The sequence below is a fragment of the Mycobacterium sp. IDUB_37 genome (genome assembly GCF_055419245.1).
This window is the reverse complement of the sequence record NZ_JBVAXG010000010.1, coordinates 128194-146153: the sequence shown is the minus strand read 5'-3', so window position 1 is coordinate 146153 and position 17960 is coordinate 128194. Positions and strand designations below refer to the sequence as shown.

The window sequence follows — 17960 nt, the reverse complement described above, 5'->3', positions numbered from 1 at the left end:
AACTGCCCCGTCAGGACGTCCGGATCTCGAAATAGAACCCGAGGCCGCCGATCAGAACGTGGTCGCCGTGGGTCAGGGGGGCACTGCCCCGGATCAGCTGGCCTTGAACCTCCACACCGTTGGTCGAGCGGAGATCGGTGATCACGAAACCTGTACCGGTGTTGGCAATCACGGCGTGATGTCTGCTGACGTCGCTGTCGTCGAGCACGACGTCATTGTCCGGCAGCCGACCGATGCGAGTGGTCGTGGCATTGAGCCGGTGCACGCGCCCGTCGCCGTCGCGGAGCGTCGCCACGATTGCCGACTCGGTTGTGACGGCGGCCGTCTCGACGCGGAAGCTACCTCGTTTGCGGGTGCTGGTGGCGGCCAGCTTGGTGACGATCGGCTCTTGGCGCAGGATCCGCTCGTGCAGAGCGCTGATCGTGGGACCGGGGTCGATGCCGAGCCCGTCGGCCAGCGCGGTCTTCAGCTGCCGATAAGCGGCGAGCGCGTCGGATTGGCGTTCGGTCACGTAGTACGCGGTGATCAGCTGCGCCCACAGCGGCTCGCGGTAGGGGTGCTCGGCGGCGAGCGTTTCGAGTTCGCCGATCACGGCGTCGGCGCGCCCGCTGTTGATCTCGGCTTCGGCGCGTGCGCTGTGAACCGCCACCTTGTCTTCGACGACCTTGGTGGCGAAGGCTTGGACGAAATCAAAGTCCCGCAGGTCGTCGAGGACTGGTCCGCGCCACTCCGCCAGCGCCGCCGAGAAGTGCCGGCTTGCTTCGTCGAACCGTCCCGCTGCGGAGGCCTGGATGCCGGCGTTCTTTGCCGCGCCGAACCGTCCCAGGTCGTAGTTGGTGTCGGGGACGCTGAGCTGATAGCCCGGCGGCACGCTGGCCAGCACCCGGACCGGGTCGACTCCGGCGTCACGCAGCAGTCGGCGCAGGTTGGAGATGTGGGACTGGATGCTGGTGCGCGCCGCCGGCACCGGATCGCCGTCCCACACCGCGTCCGTCAGCGCGTCGACGGACACCGGCCTGTTGCGGTTGATCAACAGCATGGCCAGCACCGCCCGCTGCTTGGCGGCCCCGGCCGATACCGCGGCATCGTTGACCACCATTTGAAGCGGCCCCAGCACACCAAACCCGAGTGGTGTGTGTGTCATCGCGCTGCCACCCTCCCGGGTTGTCGGCCACCCTCAGCTCCCCAAGCCTCATTATTGTGACTTGCTGCGCAGAAAGAGAACCGAACAGGCCGCTCAGCGTTTCGTCTGCGCCGCCGCAGCCCGTCGCGAAGGTGCAGAGAATCCCGCAATTTGCGGCGTGTTGCCGTAATTCTGTGCACGCTCGCGGGCCACCCGGCGGCCCCGCATCCTCAACTCCCTTATCCGCGTCGCCTACGATCGACCATCGTGTCCCCCGACGGTAATGAGCGATCTCACCGGATCGCCCGACTGGTAGCCGTCGTCTCCGGCACCGCCGGTCTGCTGTTGTGCCTGCTGGTTCCGCTGCTTCCGGTGCAGCAGACCACGGCGGCAATCCTGTGGCCGCAGGGCGCCAATGCAGAAGGGAACGTCAGCCAGATCACGGCCGCGCTGGTGTCAGGGGCACCGCGGGCCATCGACGTCTCCATCCCCTGCTCGGCCATGGCCACCCTGCCCGCCGGCGGCGGCCTGGTGCTCTCCACTCTTCCGACCGACGGCTTCGAGACCGGCAAGCACGGGCTGTTCGTGCGGGCCAACAAGGACACCGTCGTCGTCGCATTCCGGGACACGGTGGCAGCGGTGGCGCCCCGCTCCGCGATCGCGAGCGAAGCCTGCAAAGTGCTGCACATCTGGGCCGACGCCGATGGGGCGGGCGCAGATTTCGTCGGCTTGGGGGGCACGGCAGGGGCCCGCGGAAATTTGCCGCCGGAGAAGAAGCCACAGGTCGGTGGGATATTCACCGATCTGAAGGTGCCCGCGCAGCCCGGACTGTCAGCCCGGGTCGACGTCGACACCCGGTTTATCATCGCGCCCACCGCCATCAAGAGCCTCGCGATGGGTCTGGGAGCACTTGCCGTACTGGCCGCCATCCTGGCGCTGGTGGCGTTGGACAGGTTCAGCCGGGGCGGCGGCACGCTGCGCAATTGGCGCTCCCCCATCGCGTGGCTGTCCCGTTACCGCCCGCGACTGCCTCGCAAGACATTTCGGCGGGTCGGCCTGGGCACCTGGTTGGCCGATGTCGGTGTCATCGGGACGCTGCTGCTCTGGCACGTCATCGGCGCCACCACATCGGATGACGGTTACAACCTCACCATCGCGCGGGTGGCCCCGAAGGCCGGCTACGTCCCGGACTACTACCGCTACTTCGGTACCACGGATGCGCCGTTCGACTGGTACTTCGGAGTCCTGTCCAAGATGGCCGCGGTCAGCACGGCCAGCGTGTGGATGCGGTTGCCGGCCACCCTGGCCGGCATCGCGTGCTGGCTGCTCATCAGTCATTTCGTGCTGCGGCGGCTAGGGCCCGGCAAGAGCGGCGTCGCCGCCAACTGGGTCGCGGTCTGGACCGCGGGCGCGGTGTTCGTGGCCGCCTGGATGCCGTTTAACAACGGCTTGCGGCCCGAACCGTTGATCACCTTGGGTGTGCTGGTCACCTGGGCCCTGGTCGAACGCTCGATCGCGCTGGGACGGTTGGCTCCGGCCGCAGTCGCGATCATCGTCGCCGCTCTCACCGCGACGTTGGCCCCACAAGGCTTGATCGCCGTCGCCGCGCTGCTGCCCGGCGCCCGCGCTATCGCCCAGACGATCCGGCGGCGCCGGGCAACCGACGGACTGCTGGCCCCGCTGCTGGTACTGGCCGGTTCGTTGTCGCTGATCACGGTGGTGGTGTTCCGCTCTCAGACGTTGGCCACCGTCGCCGAGTCGGCTCGTATCAAGTACAAGGTCGGGCCGACGATCGCCTGGTATCAGGACTTCTTGCGCTACTACTTCCTCACCGTCGAGAGCAACGCCGACGGCTCGATGGCCCGGCGGTTCGCGGTGCTGGTCCTGCTGTTGTGCATGTTCGGGATGCTGTTCGTGCTGCTGCGTCGCGGCCGGATTCCCGGCCTGGCCACCGGACCCGCCTGGCGACTGGTCGGCACCACCGCGATCGGCCTGCTACTGCTGCACGGCACCCCCACCAAATGGGCGATCCAGTTCGGCGCCTTCGCCGGGCTGGCCGGCGCGCTGGCCGGCCTCACCGCCTTCACTGTCGCGAGGATCGGCCTGCACAGCCGACGCAACCTGGCGCTGTATGTGACCGCGCTGCTGTTCGTACTGGCCTGGGCCACCTCGGGCATCAACGGCTGGTTCTACGTCGGCAACTATGGCGTCCCGTGGTACGACATCCAGCCCGTCGTCGCCAGCCACCCGGTGACCTCGATGTTCCTCACCTTGTCGATCCTCACCGGACTGCTGGGCGCCTGGTACCACTTCCGGATGGACTTCCAGACAGTCTCAGCCGGCCACACCGAGGTCAAGAACAACCGGCGTAACCGGGTGCTGGCCTCCTCGCCGCTGCTGGTGGTCGCGGTGATCATGGTGCTGGGCGAAGTCGGCTCGTTGGCCAAGGGAGCGGTGTTGCGCTATCCGCTCTACACCAACGCCAAGGCCAACCTGGCCGCGCTCAGTACGGAACTCTCCCCCAGCAGCTGCGCCATGGCCGACGATGTGCTCGCCGAGCCCGACTCCAACGCCGGCATGCTGGCGCCGGTACCGGGCCAGCAGTTCGGACCGGACGGCCCGCTGGGCGGCGTTAACCCTGTCGGCTTCAAACCCGAAGGGGTAGGCGACAACCTGCAGTCCGACCCGGTGGTGAGCAAGCCGGGGGTCGTCAATTCCGACGCTTCCCCCAACAAGCCCAACGCCGCTATCACCGACTCCGCGGGTACCGCCGGCGGCAAGGGCCCGGCCGGCGTCAACGGATCGCACGCGTTTCTGCCGTTCGGCCTGGACCCCGCCCGCACCCCGGTGATGGGCAGCTACGGCGAGAACACGCTCGCGGCCCGCGCTACGTCGGCCTGGTATCAGTTGCCGCCGCGCCGGCCGGATCGCCCGATCGTGGTGGTTTCGGCCGCCGGCGCCATCTGGTCCTACAAAGAGGACGGCGACTTCATGTACGGCCAGTCGCTGAAACTCCAGTGGGGCGTGTCCAAGCCCGACGGCAGCGTCGCGCCACTCGGTGAGATCTTCCCGATCGACCTCGGCCCGCAGCCGGCGTGGCGCAATCTGCGGTTCCCCTTCTATTGGGCCCCGCCCGAAGCGAACGTCGCACGCATCGTCGCCTACGACCCGAACCTGAGTTCCGAGCAGTGGTTCGCGTTCACGCCGCCGCGGGTGCCGGAGCTGCAATCGCTACAACAACTGATCGGATCGCAGACCCCGGTGCTGATGGACGTCGCGACCGCAGCCAATTTCCCCTGCCAGCGGCCGTTCTCCGAGCACCTGGGCATTGCCGAACTGCCCGGATACCGCATCCTGCCCGATCACAAGCAGACCGCGGTGTCGTCGAACCTCTGGCAGTCCGCCAACTCCGGCGGGCCGTTCATGTTCACCCAGGGACTGCTGCGGACCTCGACGATCTCGACGTATCTGAGCGGTGACTGGTATCGCGACTGGGGCTCGGTGGAGCAGTACTACCGCTTGGTGCCGGCCGATCAGGCGCCGGAAGCGGTCGTCCAACAGGGTGTGATGACTGTGTACGGCTGGAGCCGGCAAGGACCGATTAGGGCACTCCCATGAGCGTCACGAATGAGGAGCGGACCACCACCGCGGCCAATGACGACGGCCGAAAACTCCGGATGACGCGCTTGGTCGCCACTGTCGCCGGCCTGGTCGGCTTCATCTTGTCGATCGCCACGCCACTGCTGCCGGTGGTGCAGACCACCGCGATGCTGAACTGGCCGCAGAACGGCCAGCTCAACAGCGTCACGTCGCCGCTGATCTCGCTGACGCCCGTCGACTTCATCGCCTCGGTGCCGTGCGGCATTGTGCGGGATATGCCCCCGACGGGCGGGGTGGTGCTGGGCACCGCACCCAAACAGGGCAAGGACGCCAACCTCAACGCGCTGTTCGTCGTGGTCAGTGCGCAACGGGTGGACGTCACCGACCGCAACGTGGTGATCCTGTCCGTTCCGCGCGACCTCGTCGCCGGGCCACAGTGTGAGCGCATCGACATCACCTCGACGCACGCCGGGACGTTCGCCAACTTCGTCGGCCTTAAAGATCCGGGTGGCGCGCCGCTGCGCAGCGGCTTCCCGGACCCCAACCTGCGCCCGCAGATCGTCGGGGTCTTCACCGACCTGACCGGTCCGGCGCCGCCCGGACTGAGCCTGTCGGCCACCGTCGACACCCGCTTCTCCACCACGCCGACCACCCTGAAGTTGCTGGCGATCATCGGTGCGATCGTGGCGACCATCGTCGCGCTGATCGCGCTCTGGCGCCTCGACCAGTTGGACGGCCACCGGATGCAGCGGTGGATTCCGCAGAACTGGCGCAAGTTCACGCTGCTCGACGGTGTGATGATCTTTTCGTTCGTGCTCTGGCACGTGATGGGCGCCAATTCCTCGGACGACGGCTACATCCTGGGCATGGCGCGGGTGGCTGACCGCGCCGGTTACATGTCCAACTACTTCCGCTGGTTCGGCAGCCCCGAGGACCCCTTCGGCTGGTACTACAACCTGCTCGCGCTGATGACGCACGTCAGCGATTCGAGCATCTGGATCCGGCTGCCCGACCTGTTCGCCGGGCTGGTCTGCTGGCTGCTGCTCTCGCGCGAAGTGCTGCCCCGGTTGGGGCCGGCGGTGGCAGCCAGCAAGCCCGCCAACTGGGCGGCGGCCATGGTGCTGCTGACGGCATGGATGCCGTTCAACAACGGTCTTCGTCCGGAAGGCATCATCGCGCTCGGCTCGCTGGTCACCTACGTTCTGATCGAGCGTTCGATGCGATACAGCCGGTTGACGCCGGCGGCGCTGGCGATCATCGCGGCCGCGTTCACCTTGGGCGTGCAGCCCACCGGCCTGATCGCGGTGGCCGCACTGGTGGCCGGTGGCCGTCCGATCCTGCGAATCCTGGCCAAGCGCCGACGCATGGTCGGTGGCCTGCTGCCGCTGCTCGCCCCGATGCTGGCGGCCGGCACCATCATCCTGACCGTGGTGTTCGCCGACCAGACGTTGTCGACGGTGATGGAAGCGACCAGGGTGCGCAGCGCGATCGGGCCCAGCCAGGCCTGGTACACCGAGAACCTGCGCTACTACTACCTGTTCCTGCCCACTGTCGACGGTTCGCTGTCGCGCCGGTTCGGATTCCTGATCGCGGCGTTGTGCCTGTTCACCGCGGTTTTCATCATGTTGCGGCGCAAGCGGGTTTCCGGGGTGGCGCGGGGGCCGGCTTGGCGGCTGATGGGCGTCATCTTCGGCACCATGTTCTTCCTGATGTTCGCCCCAACCAAGTGGGTGCACCACTTCGGTCTGTTCGCCGCGGTGGGGGCCGCGATGGCCGCATTGACGACGGTGCTGGTGTCGCCGGCGGTGTTGCGCTGGTCGCGTAACCGGATGGCGTTCCTGGCTGCGGTGTTCTTCGTGGTGGCCCTGTGTTTCGCCACCACGAATGGTTGGTGGTATGTGTCCAGCTACGGGGTGCCGTTCAACAGCACCATGCCGAAGATCGCCGGAATCAGTGTCAGCACAGTCTTTTTCGCTTTGTTCGTGCTCGCCGCGGTGTACGCGGCCTGGCTGCATTTCGCGCCGCGCACCAGCGGCGACGGCAGGGTAGCCCGCGGCTTGACAGCGGCCCCGGTGTCGCTCGCGGCCGGCTTCATGGCGCTGGTTTTCGTCGCCTCGATGGGGATCGGGATTGTGCGGCAGTACCCGACCTATTCCAACGGCTGGTCCAATCTGCGGGCCTTCGCCGGCGGCTGCGGTCTGGCCGACGACGTGCTGGTCGAACCCGACACCAATGCCGGGTTCATGACACCGCTGCCAGGCGATTACGGCCCGCTCGGCCCCCTCGGTGGGACCGCTCCCGTCGGCTTCTCGCCGAACGGCGTGCCGGAACACACCGTCGCCGAGGCGATGGTGATGAAGCCCAACCAACCGGGCACCGATTACGACTGGGACGCACCCACGAAGCTGAAGAACCCGGGCATCAACGGGTCGACGGTGCCGCTGCCGTACCAGCTCGATCCCGGCCGGGTACCGCTGGCCGGGACCTTCACCAGCGGTGCACAGCAGGAGAGCAGGCTGACGTCGGCGTGGTACACGCTGCCCAAACCCGATGGGGATTATTTGGCCGGGCATCCGCTAATAGTGATCACCGCGGCCGGCAAGATCACCGGAAACAGCGTGCTGCACCACTACACGACTGGGCAGACCGTGGTGCTCGAGTACGCCAGGCCCGGTGTCGGCCCGCTGGTCCCGGCGGGGCGTCTGGTGCCCGACGACCTTTACGGCGAGCAGCCCAAAGCATGGCGCAACCTGCGCTTCGCCCGCGACAAGATGCCCGCTGACACTGTCGCCGTGCGGGTGGTGGCCGAGGACCTGTCGCTGACTCCGGAGGACTGGGTCGCGATCACCCCGCCACGGGTGCCGGAACTGCGGTCATTGCAGGAGTACGTCGGTTCGACCCAGCCGGTGCTGCTGGACTGGGCAGTCGGGCTGGCCTTCCCCTGCCAGCAGCCGATGCTGCACACCAACGGAGTCACCGAGATTCCGCGGTTCCGGATCACCCCGGACTACAACGCGAAGAAGCTGGACACCGACACCTGGGAAGACGGCACCAACGGCGGCTTGCTGGGCATCACCGACCTGCTGCTGCGGGCCCACGTGATGGCCACCTACCTATCTCGGGACTGGGCCCGTGACTGGGGATCACTGCGCAAGTTCGACACGCTCGTCGATGCGCCGCCCGCACGTCTGGACCTCGGCGAGGCCACCCGCAGCGGACTCTGGTCACCGGGCAAGATCCGGATCAAGCCGTAGGCTCTTGGGCCGCCGGTACGTTCAGCGCGGCGGCGGCAGCGGCGGCGTCCGGTTGATCACGGCGCCGCCGGCGTCCAGCGCCTGAAGCTGGTAGTAGCCGCCGGCGTGCGGGTCGACCGGGATTGCGGTGTCGTAGCCTGCCCAGTCAACGGTGACCAGCGGCGTCATCGAGGTGCTCTGCGGCCCGTGTAACAGTCGCCAGCGGACGACCGCGGTGGCACCGTTCCAGACGGCATGCACGGTGTTTCCGGCGAAGACCAAACGCGGCGGTTCGACGGGATCACCGGACCACTCGTCGAGGAATGCCCGGTAGGTGCCACCGGTGAGGCTTGCGTCGAAAACCATGTCGCCGGCCGGGTTGAACTCCGCGATGTGCAGCGCGGTACCCCACCCGGAGAACGTGTTGCCACCGGCCAGTTGCTGCAGGTTGCCCATGGCACCGGTGCTGAGGTTGCCGGGGTGGGTCTGGGCCCGGATCAGAGTGGCCGTGCGGGCGGCCTGGTCGAGACGGATCCACTTCAGCGCGGTCGGCACCGATCCCCCGCGGGTCTGCCCGGCGCTGCCTTCGAAATGGTTGTCGAACAGCGTCAGGGTATTCGGGTCGGGCATCTCCGCGTCGTGTTGATACGCGAACTCGACGCCGTCGCCCAGCGCGAACGTCGAGTGCTTGCCACCGAGTTGCCAGTTGATGGCGCCGGTCCGCGGGTCGATATTGAACACCGTGGACAGTGCCCTCATGCTGATCAAAAGGTTGCCCGAGGGATCCAACGAGATCGAGTTCATGTGGTACGGGTCCAAGACCTGACCGGCGCTGTACTTGGCCGGCGAATCAGCGACCGAAATGTGGCTCAGCGCGTCCCACCGAAATACCGTCTTCTTCGTCGCCACATCGATCACCGTGGCCAGGCAGTTGTAGATCGCACCGTCCTTGGGCCCGCCCACGCCGCTGAGGTCGGCGGTCACCTCCTGGTATGAGGTGATCAAGGCATGTCCCTCTGGGGTCAACCGGAACTCGTGGATGTCCGCCGACAAGTCACCTTCGGGAGTCAAGGTGGTGATCACGTTGTAGTGCTGGTCGGCGATGTAGCTGAACCCGAGTCCGTGACTGCTCTGTTTGAGACCTTGCCACCAGGTCAGCACCGGTTTGCCTTGGTAGCTCTGCACCCGGAGGTTGCCGGCGGTCACGCCGGGCGGCAGTTCGCGTTGCCACACCAGCTTGCCGGTCTTGTCGGCGATGATCAGCGCCGCCGGCCGCGTAGCACTGCCGGGGTTTGCCGCCGTGCTGCCGGAGACCATGAAGACGTAGCCCGGGGCACCGGCCTTGTTGACGTTGACGGTGTAGCCCAACGACTGCGCCGAGACTGCCGCGCCGGGCCCGGGCGGGGGTGACGTTCGGGAGAGCTCCGCAGGTTCGTCATCGCGAGATCCGCAAGCCGCGACCCCGGCCGCCAGCATCGCACCCGTCGCGACACCCAGATGACGCCGCGATATCCCGCCGGACATCAATCTCCTTCGAGGACTTCACTTCTGCGCAGTGTGGCAGGTTCATTACACCAGGCCAGCGGTCGAACAGGGATGGAACACTTGGTTGCATGCGGTCGGCACGCCTTGGCATCGCTCTGCTGGTGGGCTGCGCCTGGCTGATCGCCTGCGGCGGCTGCGCCGATGCACCCCCGGTCGGCCCGGGTTCGGCCGCACGGCCCAATTACGTCGCCATGGGCGACTCGTTCGCAGCCGCGCCAGGAGTGCCGGAGACGGCGGCCCCCCGAGCGTGTCACAAATCGACCAACAACTATCCGTCCTTGCTGGCGCACCGCCTCCATGCTTCCGCGTTCCACGACGCGACCTGTAGCGGAGCAACATCCGACGACGTCGTCAATCGAGAGCAGCAGACCGACCTGGCGCTGATTCCCCGTCAGAGCGACATGATCGGCCCGCCGACGGACCTGATCACGCTGACCGTCGGCGCCAACGACGTCGGACTGGCGGGCGACGCGGAGTCGTGTGTGGCCAGGGACGCGGAGCCGAAGCCGTGTGTCACGAAGTTCGTCGTCGAAAACGTCGACCGCATTTCCGAGGCCATCGCCGCGCAGGTACCGGTATGGGCGGCGATGATCGATCAGCTGAAAACGAATGCGCCGCGCGCGCGGATCGTCGTGGTGGGCTACGGGACCTTCATTCGGCCCGGTGGCTGTTTTCCCAGCCAACCCGTCCTGCCGGGCGACGCGAACTACCTACAGGCCAAAGTCGACGAACTCGACGACCGGCAGCGGCAGTTGGCGAGCGAGAAGGGGATCGAATTCTTCGACACCCGCCCGCTGTCCGCGGACCACGATATGTGCGCGCCACCCGCCGAGCGGTACGTCGAGGGCTATGTCACCAAAGGCGCAGGTGTACCGCTACACCCGACCGCGTCGGGGGCCGCCGCGGTGGGCAATGCGCTGACGGACTATCTCATTCTGTCCGAGAACCGTTGACTGCCGGCTCAGCGCCGCAAGCCGGCAACATCGAAAAATGTTGCACTGACGTCGAATACCAACGCCGCACTGCTAAATCAACGCCAATCGAGCACATCGCGCGAAACTGATTTCGAACACTAAGTTTGCTTGCGCAAATTCGAGTCAATATCTAGATTCGCCACATACCCGTGCGACGAAATGGTGGACAATATGCGTCAGCTGAATCAGGTGGGGATATCCGCTGCGGCAATAACACTGTTGGCCGCTTCGGGGGTGGCGCTGGCGACGAATGCCGCCGCATCCGGTCCGATACCTATCAGTTCAGCCCCGCGGAATTGCGACTTCAGCCGAGTCCAGACGGCTATCCAGGTGCCCCATGTATCGGAGGGGCATGGCACGGCGGCCTTTCACACCTCCGGTTCGACGGTGGTCGCCGACATAAAGCTGGGCATACCCAGCCGTCCCGGCGAGCATTACAACGTCGGATTGATCGAAGGGCCTCGGCCGTCCTCGGCGCCCTGCGGCCCGGGTGACCCGGGAACCGCGTATACCGGCGTCGACCTTGACGGCACCGGCCTGGCGTCGCTCACCATCACCGCTCCCATTCGGGGAGGTGCGACCAGCGCATGGGTCGTCGTCTCGATACCGGCCGAACACAACTGGGCTCCGGCTGAGCAATACACCACCGAATATCAGGCGCCGCTGTAATACCGTCGCTATATGAATGGTGACTACGACTCGGAGGCCGTCGACCGGTTGCCGTTCTCGACGCCGGAAAAGTCGGAGCGCTACCGCACCGAAAACTACGGCGGCGCCGTGGGTCTCAACTGGTACCGCACGGATCCCACCTTGCAGTCCACCATGGCTTACTACTTCAGGCCCGAAGACCTGGCGGTGGTGGAGCCCCATCTGACCGGCATGGGCGACCTGATGGGCGGACCGGTGGCGAGGTGGGCTGAAGAGACCGACCGCAACCCACCGCGGCTCGAGCGCTACGACCGATGGGGGCATGACGTCAGCCGTGTCGTCATGCCGGCATCGTTCACGGCGGCCAAACGTGCGGTCCTGGACTCGCAGCAGGCGTTGCGGCAGGCCGCGCGGGATGCGGGCTTCCGCTCGTCCCTGGCGATGTTCACGTCCAACTATCTGCTCAATCAGGCCGATATCGGCATGGGCTGTGCGCTGGGCACCGGTGGCGGCATGGTCCAGTCACTGGTCGCCGCGTACGCACCGGCTGACGTGCGCGACCATGTGCTGGCCAAGTTCGAGTCCGGCGAGTGGGCGGGCGAAACGGCCCAGTTGCTGACCGAACGAACCGGCGGCTCAGATCTGGGCGCGCTGGAGACGACGGCCCGCCGCGACGGCGACTCGTGGCTGCTGAACGGCTTCAAATGGTTCGCCTCCAATTGCGCGGGCGAGGCGTTCGTTGTCCTGGCCAAACCAGAGGGCGCACCCGATTCAAGCCGCGGCGTCGCTAATTTCCTGGTGTTGCGCACCCGCCGGGACGGATCCCGCAACGGGGTCCGGGTCCGGCGCCTCAAGGACAAACTCGGTACCCGGTCGGTCGCTTCGGGCGAGGTGGAGTTCGTCGATGCCGAGGCATTCCTGCTGTCTGGCGAGCCCAGTGAAAGCACCGGCGCGTCCGATGGGAAGGGCCTCGGACGCATGATGGAGCTGACCAACGCCGCGCGACTGGGCATTGCCTTGTTCGGGCTGGCCAATGCGCGCCGAGCGTTGGTCGAGTCGCTGTGCTACGCGAGGCAGCGGCGGGCGTTCGGCGGGGCGTTGATCGACAAGCCCCTGATGCGCCGCAAGCTCGCGGAAATGATCGTCGACGTCGAAGCCGCGCTGGCGCTGGTGTTCGACGGCACCGGAGCCGCCAACCACCGGCAACCACGACGGGTGCGCCAGCGCATCGCGGTGCCGGTCACCAAGCTGAAGGTCTGCAGGTTGGGGATCACCGCGGCCTCCGATGCGATCGAGATCCACGGCGGTAACGGCTATATCGAAACCTGGCCGGTAGCAAGGCTTTTGCGGGATGGGCAGGTCAACACGATCTGGGAGGGCCCGGACAACATTCTGTGCCTGGACGTACGGCGCGGCATCGAGCAGACCCAGGCCCACGAAGCGCTGCTGGCTCGGTTGCGGGACGCGGTGTCGGTCTCTGCGGACGACGAGACCACCCGACTGGTCGCCGACCGGATCGAGGATCTCGACGAGGCGGTCACCGCGTGGTCCAAGCTGGACCAGGTGAACCGAGGGGCGGCCGAGGCCCGCCTCTTCCCCCTCGCCCAGTTCATGGGTGACGTCTATGCCGGGGCGTTGCTCACCGAGCAGGCGGCGTGGGAGCAGGAAGCCCGCGGCAACGATCGCAAGGCACTCGTGGCCAGGCTTTATGCGCAGCGCTATCTGGCCGACCGCGGACCGCTTCGCGGCATCGATGCCGACACCGACGAGGCGCTGGACCGCTTCGAGGAACTGGCCGACGGAGCACTGCGGCTATGAGAAAGTTCGGCTGTGCGGTAGCCGCAGCGGCGACGCTGGTCGTGGCGGGATGCGGAGTGCCAGGTGAGGCGATCAGCGCCGGCCAAACCTCAGCAACGACCGGCACCTCTGCCGGACCGGTGATCGAACAGGACACCGTCCACGAACTCATGATCGGCGGAACCGACGCTCCGGTGAAAGTGTTGTTCGGCCGCCACGCCGCCATCTATGTCCTGAACCGCAACAACCCGAATTTTGCTGCGTGGCTTGGGATTTTGCAGACGGCCCGCGATCAGGGGACGCTGGTCCGCTTCGCCTACGACGTGTACGGACCGACGCTTACCTTGGTCGAACCTGCGTAGTAGCTGTCACTCCGTCGCACTCATACAGAATGCGAAATAGAAGTCGGCGGATGCCGTAGACTCTGGCGCCACGGCCGCCGAGCGCCGCGCGAGCGCCAGCCGACCGATCACTTTTCGTCTGCCGAGGCTATTCGTCGGTCGGCGCGCTAGGGGGAGGCCGCGATGTCCTACGTCACCGTCACGCCGGAGCTACTTACGGACGCGGCTTCGGCAGTACAAAACGTGGGTTCGTCGCTGCAGACGGCCAGTGCCATGGCTGCGGGCCCAACCACCTCATTGGCCGCCGCCGCCGGCGATGAAGTGTCAGCCGCGATCTCATCGCTGTTCGCCACCCACGGCCAGGAATTTCAAGCGCTGCAGAAGCAGGCGGCGGCATACAACGCCAATTTCGTCGCGACCATGCTGGGTTCCAGCGTTGCCTATCCGTCGGCCGATGCCATCGATGTTGTCGTGCAACTGGAGCTGCTGTTCCTCAACAACTTCGTGCCGGCGCCACTGCGACAGCCGGTCGGGTTCGCGTTGGATTTGTTCAACCTGCCAATTCAGCTGACGGAACGCTTAGCCCTCTACATCATCAATTTACCGACGCAGACATTGATCGGGCGTCCACTGATCGGCGACGGCAAGGCCGGCGCAGCGGGCACCGGCGCCGCTGGTCAAGCAGGCGGGATTTTGTGGGGCAACGGCGGAAACGGCGGCTCGGGAGCGGTCGGGCAAGCGGGCGGCCGCGGTGGCGATGCCGGCTTGTTCGGTAACGGCGGCAATGGCGGCTCGGGTGGCTCGGGTGTCGCGGGCTCAGTCGGCGGCGCAGGCGCCATGGGCGGAACCGGCTTGGCGGGGGGCAACGGTGGGGCCGGCGGCAACGGCGGGTTCTTCTTCGGCAACGGCGGCGTCGGCGGTCCGGGCGGTTTTGGCGGCGCCGGGGGCGCCGGGGGTGCCGGCGCCGTCGGTGCAGCAGGGCTGGCGGGCACGAACAACGGTATGGGCGGTACCGGCACTGATGGCGGCACCGGCGGCACCGGCGGCCAGGGCGGCGTTGGCGGCCCCGGTGGCAAGGCCGGCATGTTCCAGGGTGTGGCCGGGGCGCAGGGCGTCGGCGGCGCCGGCGGCGCCGGCGGCGTAGGCGGCGCGGGTGGCCAGGGCGGGAACGGAGCAGTCGATAGCGGCCCCGGCGCCGGCGCGGGCGGCCAGGCCGGTAACGGAGGCGCCGGCGGCACCGGTGGTGCCGGCGGTGTTGGCAACGGCGGGTTCAGCGGCAACGGCGGCGTGGGCGGGACCGGCGGCACCGGCGGCCAGGGCGGCAACGGCGTCGATGCGGGCCCGGTTTATGGCGATGGCGGCGCTGGCGGAGTCGGCGGCGCGGCCGGTGTGGGTGGCCTCACCGGTATCGGCGGCACCGCCGGCGGCCTGGGTAACGGCGGCAGCGGCGGCAACGGCGGCACCGGTGTCAACGGCGGTGTCGGCGGGAACGGCGGTACGGGTGCCAACGGTGGTGCCGGCGGCACAGGGGGCGCCGGCGGCTACAGCACCAGTCCCGGAGACGCCGTCGGTGGAGTCGGTGGCAAGGGCGGAGTCGGCAGCGCAGGCACCGGGGGCAGCGGCGGCGGCGGCGGCAGCGCGCACAGCACCGGTGCGGGTAACGCTCTCGGGGGCCTCGGTGGCAGCGGTGGGGTCGGGACTACCGGGGCCGGGGCGAGCGGAAGCGGCGGAAACGCAGTGGCGGACGGCGCCGGTGCCGCTATTGGCGGCACCGGCGCAGCGGGCATCGGCGTGAGCTCAGGTAATGGTGGGGCCGGCGGAAACGGCGGCACTGCAACGGCGAACGGCACCGGAGCGGCCACCGGAGGAGCCGGCGGGACAGGCGCCAGCGTCGCCACCGCCACTGGCGGAGCCGGCGGGAACGGCGGCAATGCCAGCATCACCAACGCCACTTCTACGGCAATCACCACCGGCGGAAATGGCGGGGCCGGCGGATCAGGCACGAACGGCGGAAACGGCGGCAATGGTGGAAATGCTGGGCAAGCCACGTCCAAGGGCGTCCTAGGGTCGGCCGGGTTAGGGCCCGTCGCAGCCGGCACGGGTGGCAACGGCGGCGCCGGTTCGGTGAACGGCGGCAACGGTGGCAATGCCGGGGTTGCTGGAATCTTCAACCCGAACGGGACGGTTGATGTCGTCGGCGCGAGTGGCGGCAAGGGCGGCGTAGGCGGCACCGGCACCAGCGGAAGCGGTGGTAATGGTGGCGGTGCCATCAACGCGGGCACCGGAAACGCCACTGGCGGGACGGGTGCGGACGGCACTAGCGGCGGCATGACCGCCAAAGGAGGAAACGGCGGAACCGGCGGTGAGGCGACAATCAGCAACGCTACGTCGACGGCGACCGCGACCGGTGGCAAGGCGGGAGTCGGCGGCAACGGCACCACTGGTGGGACAGGCGGGACAGGCGGTCGCGCAAGTGTTCAAAACGGCGCAGCTGCAGCTGCTGCCGTCGCTACCGATGGAGGTGTCGGCGGCACTGGCAGCAGCGGCAATGGCGGCAACGGGGGGATCGGCGGAACCGCCTTTACCTACGTCAATGCATCGGTCTCAGCCGGTAATGGAGGCGCCGGCGGGACTGGTCAGTTGAACGGCGGCACCGGTGGGCTGGGCGGGAACGGCTTCGTATTTCTGAATGCGTTCAACAGCGACGCCATGACCGGCGGCAAAGGCGGCGCGGGCGGCCTCGGGATTACCGGTTTCGGAGGGACCGGCGGTGCCGGCGGCGGCGCCGACACTCCGGGAACCGGAAACTCGACCGGCGGCGCCGGTGGTGTCGGAGGCAATGGCGGGGCTGGTGGAGGCACCGGTGGAGTGGGCGGCCTGGGCTCCGCTTTCGGTAAGGGTGGAATTACCGCCACCGGAGGCGAGGGTGGCGCAGGCGGCAATGGCCTGAATTCGGGCAGCAACGGCGGCACCGGCGGTGCGGGCGGCGTCGCCAAGTCGGCGACGGGCTTGGACACCGTGGTCGGCGGCAAGGGCGGGGCAGGCGGCCTACCGGGTGCGGGCGGTACGCCGGGCGCCACCGGCGCCACGGGCGCCACCGTCAGTGGCGGGAGCTAGCTTCTAAACGGGGATCAGGCCGTGCTTGCGCGCCAACCGCGTCCAGTTCTGCTTGTCCCGCAACAGGTGCATCGACCTGCGTAACAGCAGCCGGGTGCTGTGTGGGTCGATGACCGCGTCGATGAAGCCGCGTTCGGCGGCCGTCCACGGGATCGCCATGTTGAGGTTGTAGCCCTCGATGAAGTCTTTCTTGATCTGCTGCGCTTCGGGCGTGGTCGGGTCCGGGAAGCGCTTCATCAGCAACTGCGCGGCCCCCTCGGCGCCGATCACCGCGATACGGGCGGTGGGCCAGGCGAAGTTGAAGTCGGCGGTCAGCTGCTTGGAGCCCATCACCGCGTAGGCACCGCCGTATGACTTGCGGATCGTGATTGTCACCTTCGGCACGTCCGCCTCGACCACGGAGTAGAGAAACCGGCCGCCGCGCTTGATGATGCCGCGCTTCTCTTCCTCGGCCCCCGGCAGAAAGCCGGGCGTGTCCACCACGAACACCAGCGGAATCTGGAACGAATCGCAGAACCTGATGAACCGCGCCGCCTTGTCGGAGGCTTCGTTGTCGATCGCCCCGGACATGTACATCGGCTGGTTCGCGATCACGCCCACCGGGCGCCCGTCGATCCGGGCATACCCCGTGATGATCGCGGGCCCGTGCTGCGCCGCGACGTCGAGGAAGTCGCCGTCGTCAAAGATGCGCAGCAGGATCTCGTGCATGTCGTAGGCAGCATTGTCGGAGTCCGGCACGATCGAGTCCAGTTCCAGGTCGGTCGGCGTGACCTGGGTTTCCATTCCGGGATTGATGACGGGCGGCGTGCCGAAGCAGTTGGACGGCAGGAACGACAGGAACTCGCGCACGTACTGGAACGCTTCGGCTTCGGAATTCACCACTTGGTGGATGTTGCCGTAACTGGCCTGCGCATCGGAGCCGCCGAGTTCGTCAAGAGTGACGTCCTCGCCGGTGACTTCACGGATGATGTCAGGACCGGTGACGAAGAAGTAGCCCTGGTCACGCACCGAGACGAGTAGGTCGTCCTGGATAGGCGAATAAACCGCTCCCCCGGCACACTTGCCGAAGATCAGGGAGATCTGCGGCACCACTCCGGACAAAGCTTCGTGGCGCGAGCCCAACTCCGCGTACCAGGCCAGCGAGGTGACCGCGTCCTGAATGCGGGCTCCACCGGAGTCCTGGATACCGACGATCGGGCAGCCGACCATCGCGCACCACTCCATCAGCCGGGCGACCTTACGGCCGAACATCTCGCCGACCGTGCCCTGGAACACCGTCTGGTCGTGCGAGAACACCCCGACCGGTCGGCCGTCGATCAGTGCGTGCCCGGTGACAACGCCGTCGCCATAAAGCGCGTTGGGGTCACCCGGGGTCTTGCACAGCGCCCCGATCTCAAAGAAAGTCCCGGGATCGACCAGCGCATGGACGCGGGCGCGGGCGCTCGGGATGCCCTTCTTGTCGCGCTTGGCGGCGGCCTTCTCGCCGCCGGGTTCTTTGGCCTGTTCCAGACGAGCCCGCAGCTCGGCCAGCTTCTCGGCGGTGGAATGCACTACTACGGGAGCTGGGTCTGGAACGATATCC

General features: G+C 67.4%; 10 protein-coding genes. 7 read left to right on the top strand and 3 right to left on the bottom strand.

The annotated features are described in order from the left end of the window. Positions 1-10: 10 nt before the first annotated feature. Positions 11-1144 carry a BTAD domain-containing putative transcriptional regulator gene (locus ACZY1I_RS26770; protein ID WP_463759597.1) on the bottom strand — a complete coding sequence of 378 codons (1134 nt, stop codon included), beginning with the start codon at positions 1142-1144 and terminating at the stop codon, positions 11-13. 246 nt (positions 1145-1390) lie between these two features. On the opposite strand from ACZY1I_RS26770, the gene ACZY1I_RS26765 reads away from it, so the two are divergent. Next, complete coding sequence (locus ACZY1I_RS26765; protein ID WP_463759591.1) at positions 1391-4741, top strand: arabinosyltransferase domain-containing protein; 3351 nt, start codon at positions 1391-1393, stop codon at positions 4739-4741. Next, complete coding sequence (embB, locus tag ACZY1I_RS26760; RefSeq protein ID WP_463759589.1) at positions 4738-7977, top strand: arabinosyltransferase EmbB; 3240 nt, start codon at positions 4738-4740, stop codon at positions 7975-7977. The genes ACZY1I_RS26765 and embB overlap by 4 nt, the downstream gene beginning before the upstream one ends. 21 nt (positions 7978-7998) lie before the next feature. Here the strand turns inward: embB and ACZY1I_RS26755 are convergent, their stop codons facing one another. After that, on the bottom strand, positions 7999-9480 hold the full coding sequence (locus ACZY1I_RS26755; protein WP_463759585.1) for an arylsulfotransferase family protein: 1482 nt from the start codon (positions 9478-9480) through the stop codon (positions 7999-8001). Between the two features lie 89 nt (positions 9481-9569). On the opposite strand from ACZY1I_RS26755, the gene ACZY1I_RS26750 reads away from it, so the two are divergent. The 5 genes from ACZY1I_RS26750 (at position 9570) to ACZY1I_RS26730 (ending at position 16378) form a co-directional block, all read left to right on the top strand. Next, positions 9570-10454 (top strand): SGNH/GDSL hydrolase family protein, encoded by an 885-nt coding sequence (locus tag ACZY1I_RS26750; RefSeq protein ID WP_463759582.1) that lies wholly within the window; start codon positions 9570-9572, stop codon positions 10452-10454. Positions 10455-10646: 192 nt separating this feature from the next. Beyond that, positions 10647-11144 carry a hypothetical protein gene (locus ACZY1I_RS26745; RefSeq protein ID WP_463759580.1) on the top strand — a complete coding sequence of 166 codons (498 nt, stop codon included), beginning with the start codon at positions 10647-10649 and terminating at the stop codon, positions 11142-11144. Positions 11145-11156: 12 nt separating this feature from the next. Beyond that, on the top strand, positions 11157-12941 hold the full coding sequence (locus tag ACZY1I_RS26740) for an acyl-CoA dehydrogenase family protein (RefSeq protein WP_463759578.1): 1785 nt from the start codon (positions 11157-11159) through the stop codon (positions 12939-12941). Continuing rightward, positions 12938-13282, top strand: coding sequence for a hypothetical protein (locus tag ACZY1I_RS26735; RefSeq protein WP_463759576.1), 345 nt, complete (start codon positions 12938-12940; stop codon positions 13280-13282). Before ACZY1I_RS26740 ends, ACZY1I_RS26735 begins: the two co-directional genes overlap by 4 nt. Positions 13283-13444: 162 nt before the next feature. Continuing rightward, complete coding sequence (locus tag ACZY1I_RS26730) at positions 13445-16378, top strand: PE family protein (protein WP_463759573.1); 2934 nt, start codon at positions 13445-13447, stop codon at positions 16376-16378. Positions 16379-16381: 3 nt separating this feature from the next. Here ACZY1I_RS26730 and ACZY1I_RS26725 read toward each other — a convergent pair whose 3' ends face one another. Then, the gene (locus tag ACZY1I_RS26725; RefSeq protein WP_463759907.1) at positions 16382-17956 is read right to left on the bottom strand and encodes an acyl-CoA carboxylase subunit beta; all 1575 of its coding nucleotides are present in this window, start codon (positions 17954-17956) and stop codon (positions 16382-16384) included. Positions 17957-17960: the final 4 nt, after the last annotated feature.

What these genes read in the sequence shown, in the direction of transcription:
- ACZY1I_RS26770 (WP_463759597.1), bottom strand. Translation starts at nt 1,144, where the DNA reads ATGACACACACACCACTCGGGTTTGGTGTGCTGGGGCCGCTTCAAATG.
- embB (WP_463759589.1), top strand. Translation starts at nt 4,738, where the DNA reads ATGAGCGTCACGAATGAGGAGCGGACCACCACCGCGGCCAATGACGAC.
- ACZY1I_RS26755 (WP_463759585.1), bottom strand. Translation starts at nt 9,480, where the DNA reads ATGTCCGGCGGGATATCGCGGCGTCATCTGGGTGTCGCGACGGGTGCG.
- ACZY1I_RS26750 (WP_463759582.1), top strand. Translation starts at nt 9,570, where the DNA reads ATGCGGTCGGCACGCCTTGGCATCGCTCTGCTGGTGGGCTGCGCCTGG.
- ACZY1I_RS26745 (WP_463759580.1), top strand. Translation starts at nt 10,647, where the DNA reads ATGCGTCAGCTGAATCAGGTGGGGATATCCGCTGCGGCAATAACACTG.
- ACZY1I_RS26740 (WP_463759578.1), top strand. Translation starts at nt 11,157, where the DNA reads ATGAATGGTGACTACGACTCGGAGGCCGTCGACCGGTTGCCGTTCTCG.
- ACZY1I_RS26735 (WP_463759576.1), top strand. Translation starts at nt 12,938, where the DNA reads ATGAGAAAGTTCGGCTGTGCGGTAGCCGCAGCGGCGACGCTGGTCGTG.
- ACZY1I_RS26730 (WP_463759573.1), top strand. Translation starts at nt 13,445, where the DNA reads ATGTCCTACGTCACCGTCACGCCGGAGCTACTTACGGACGCGGCTTCG.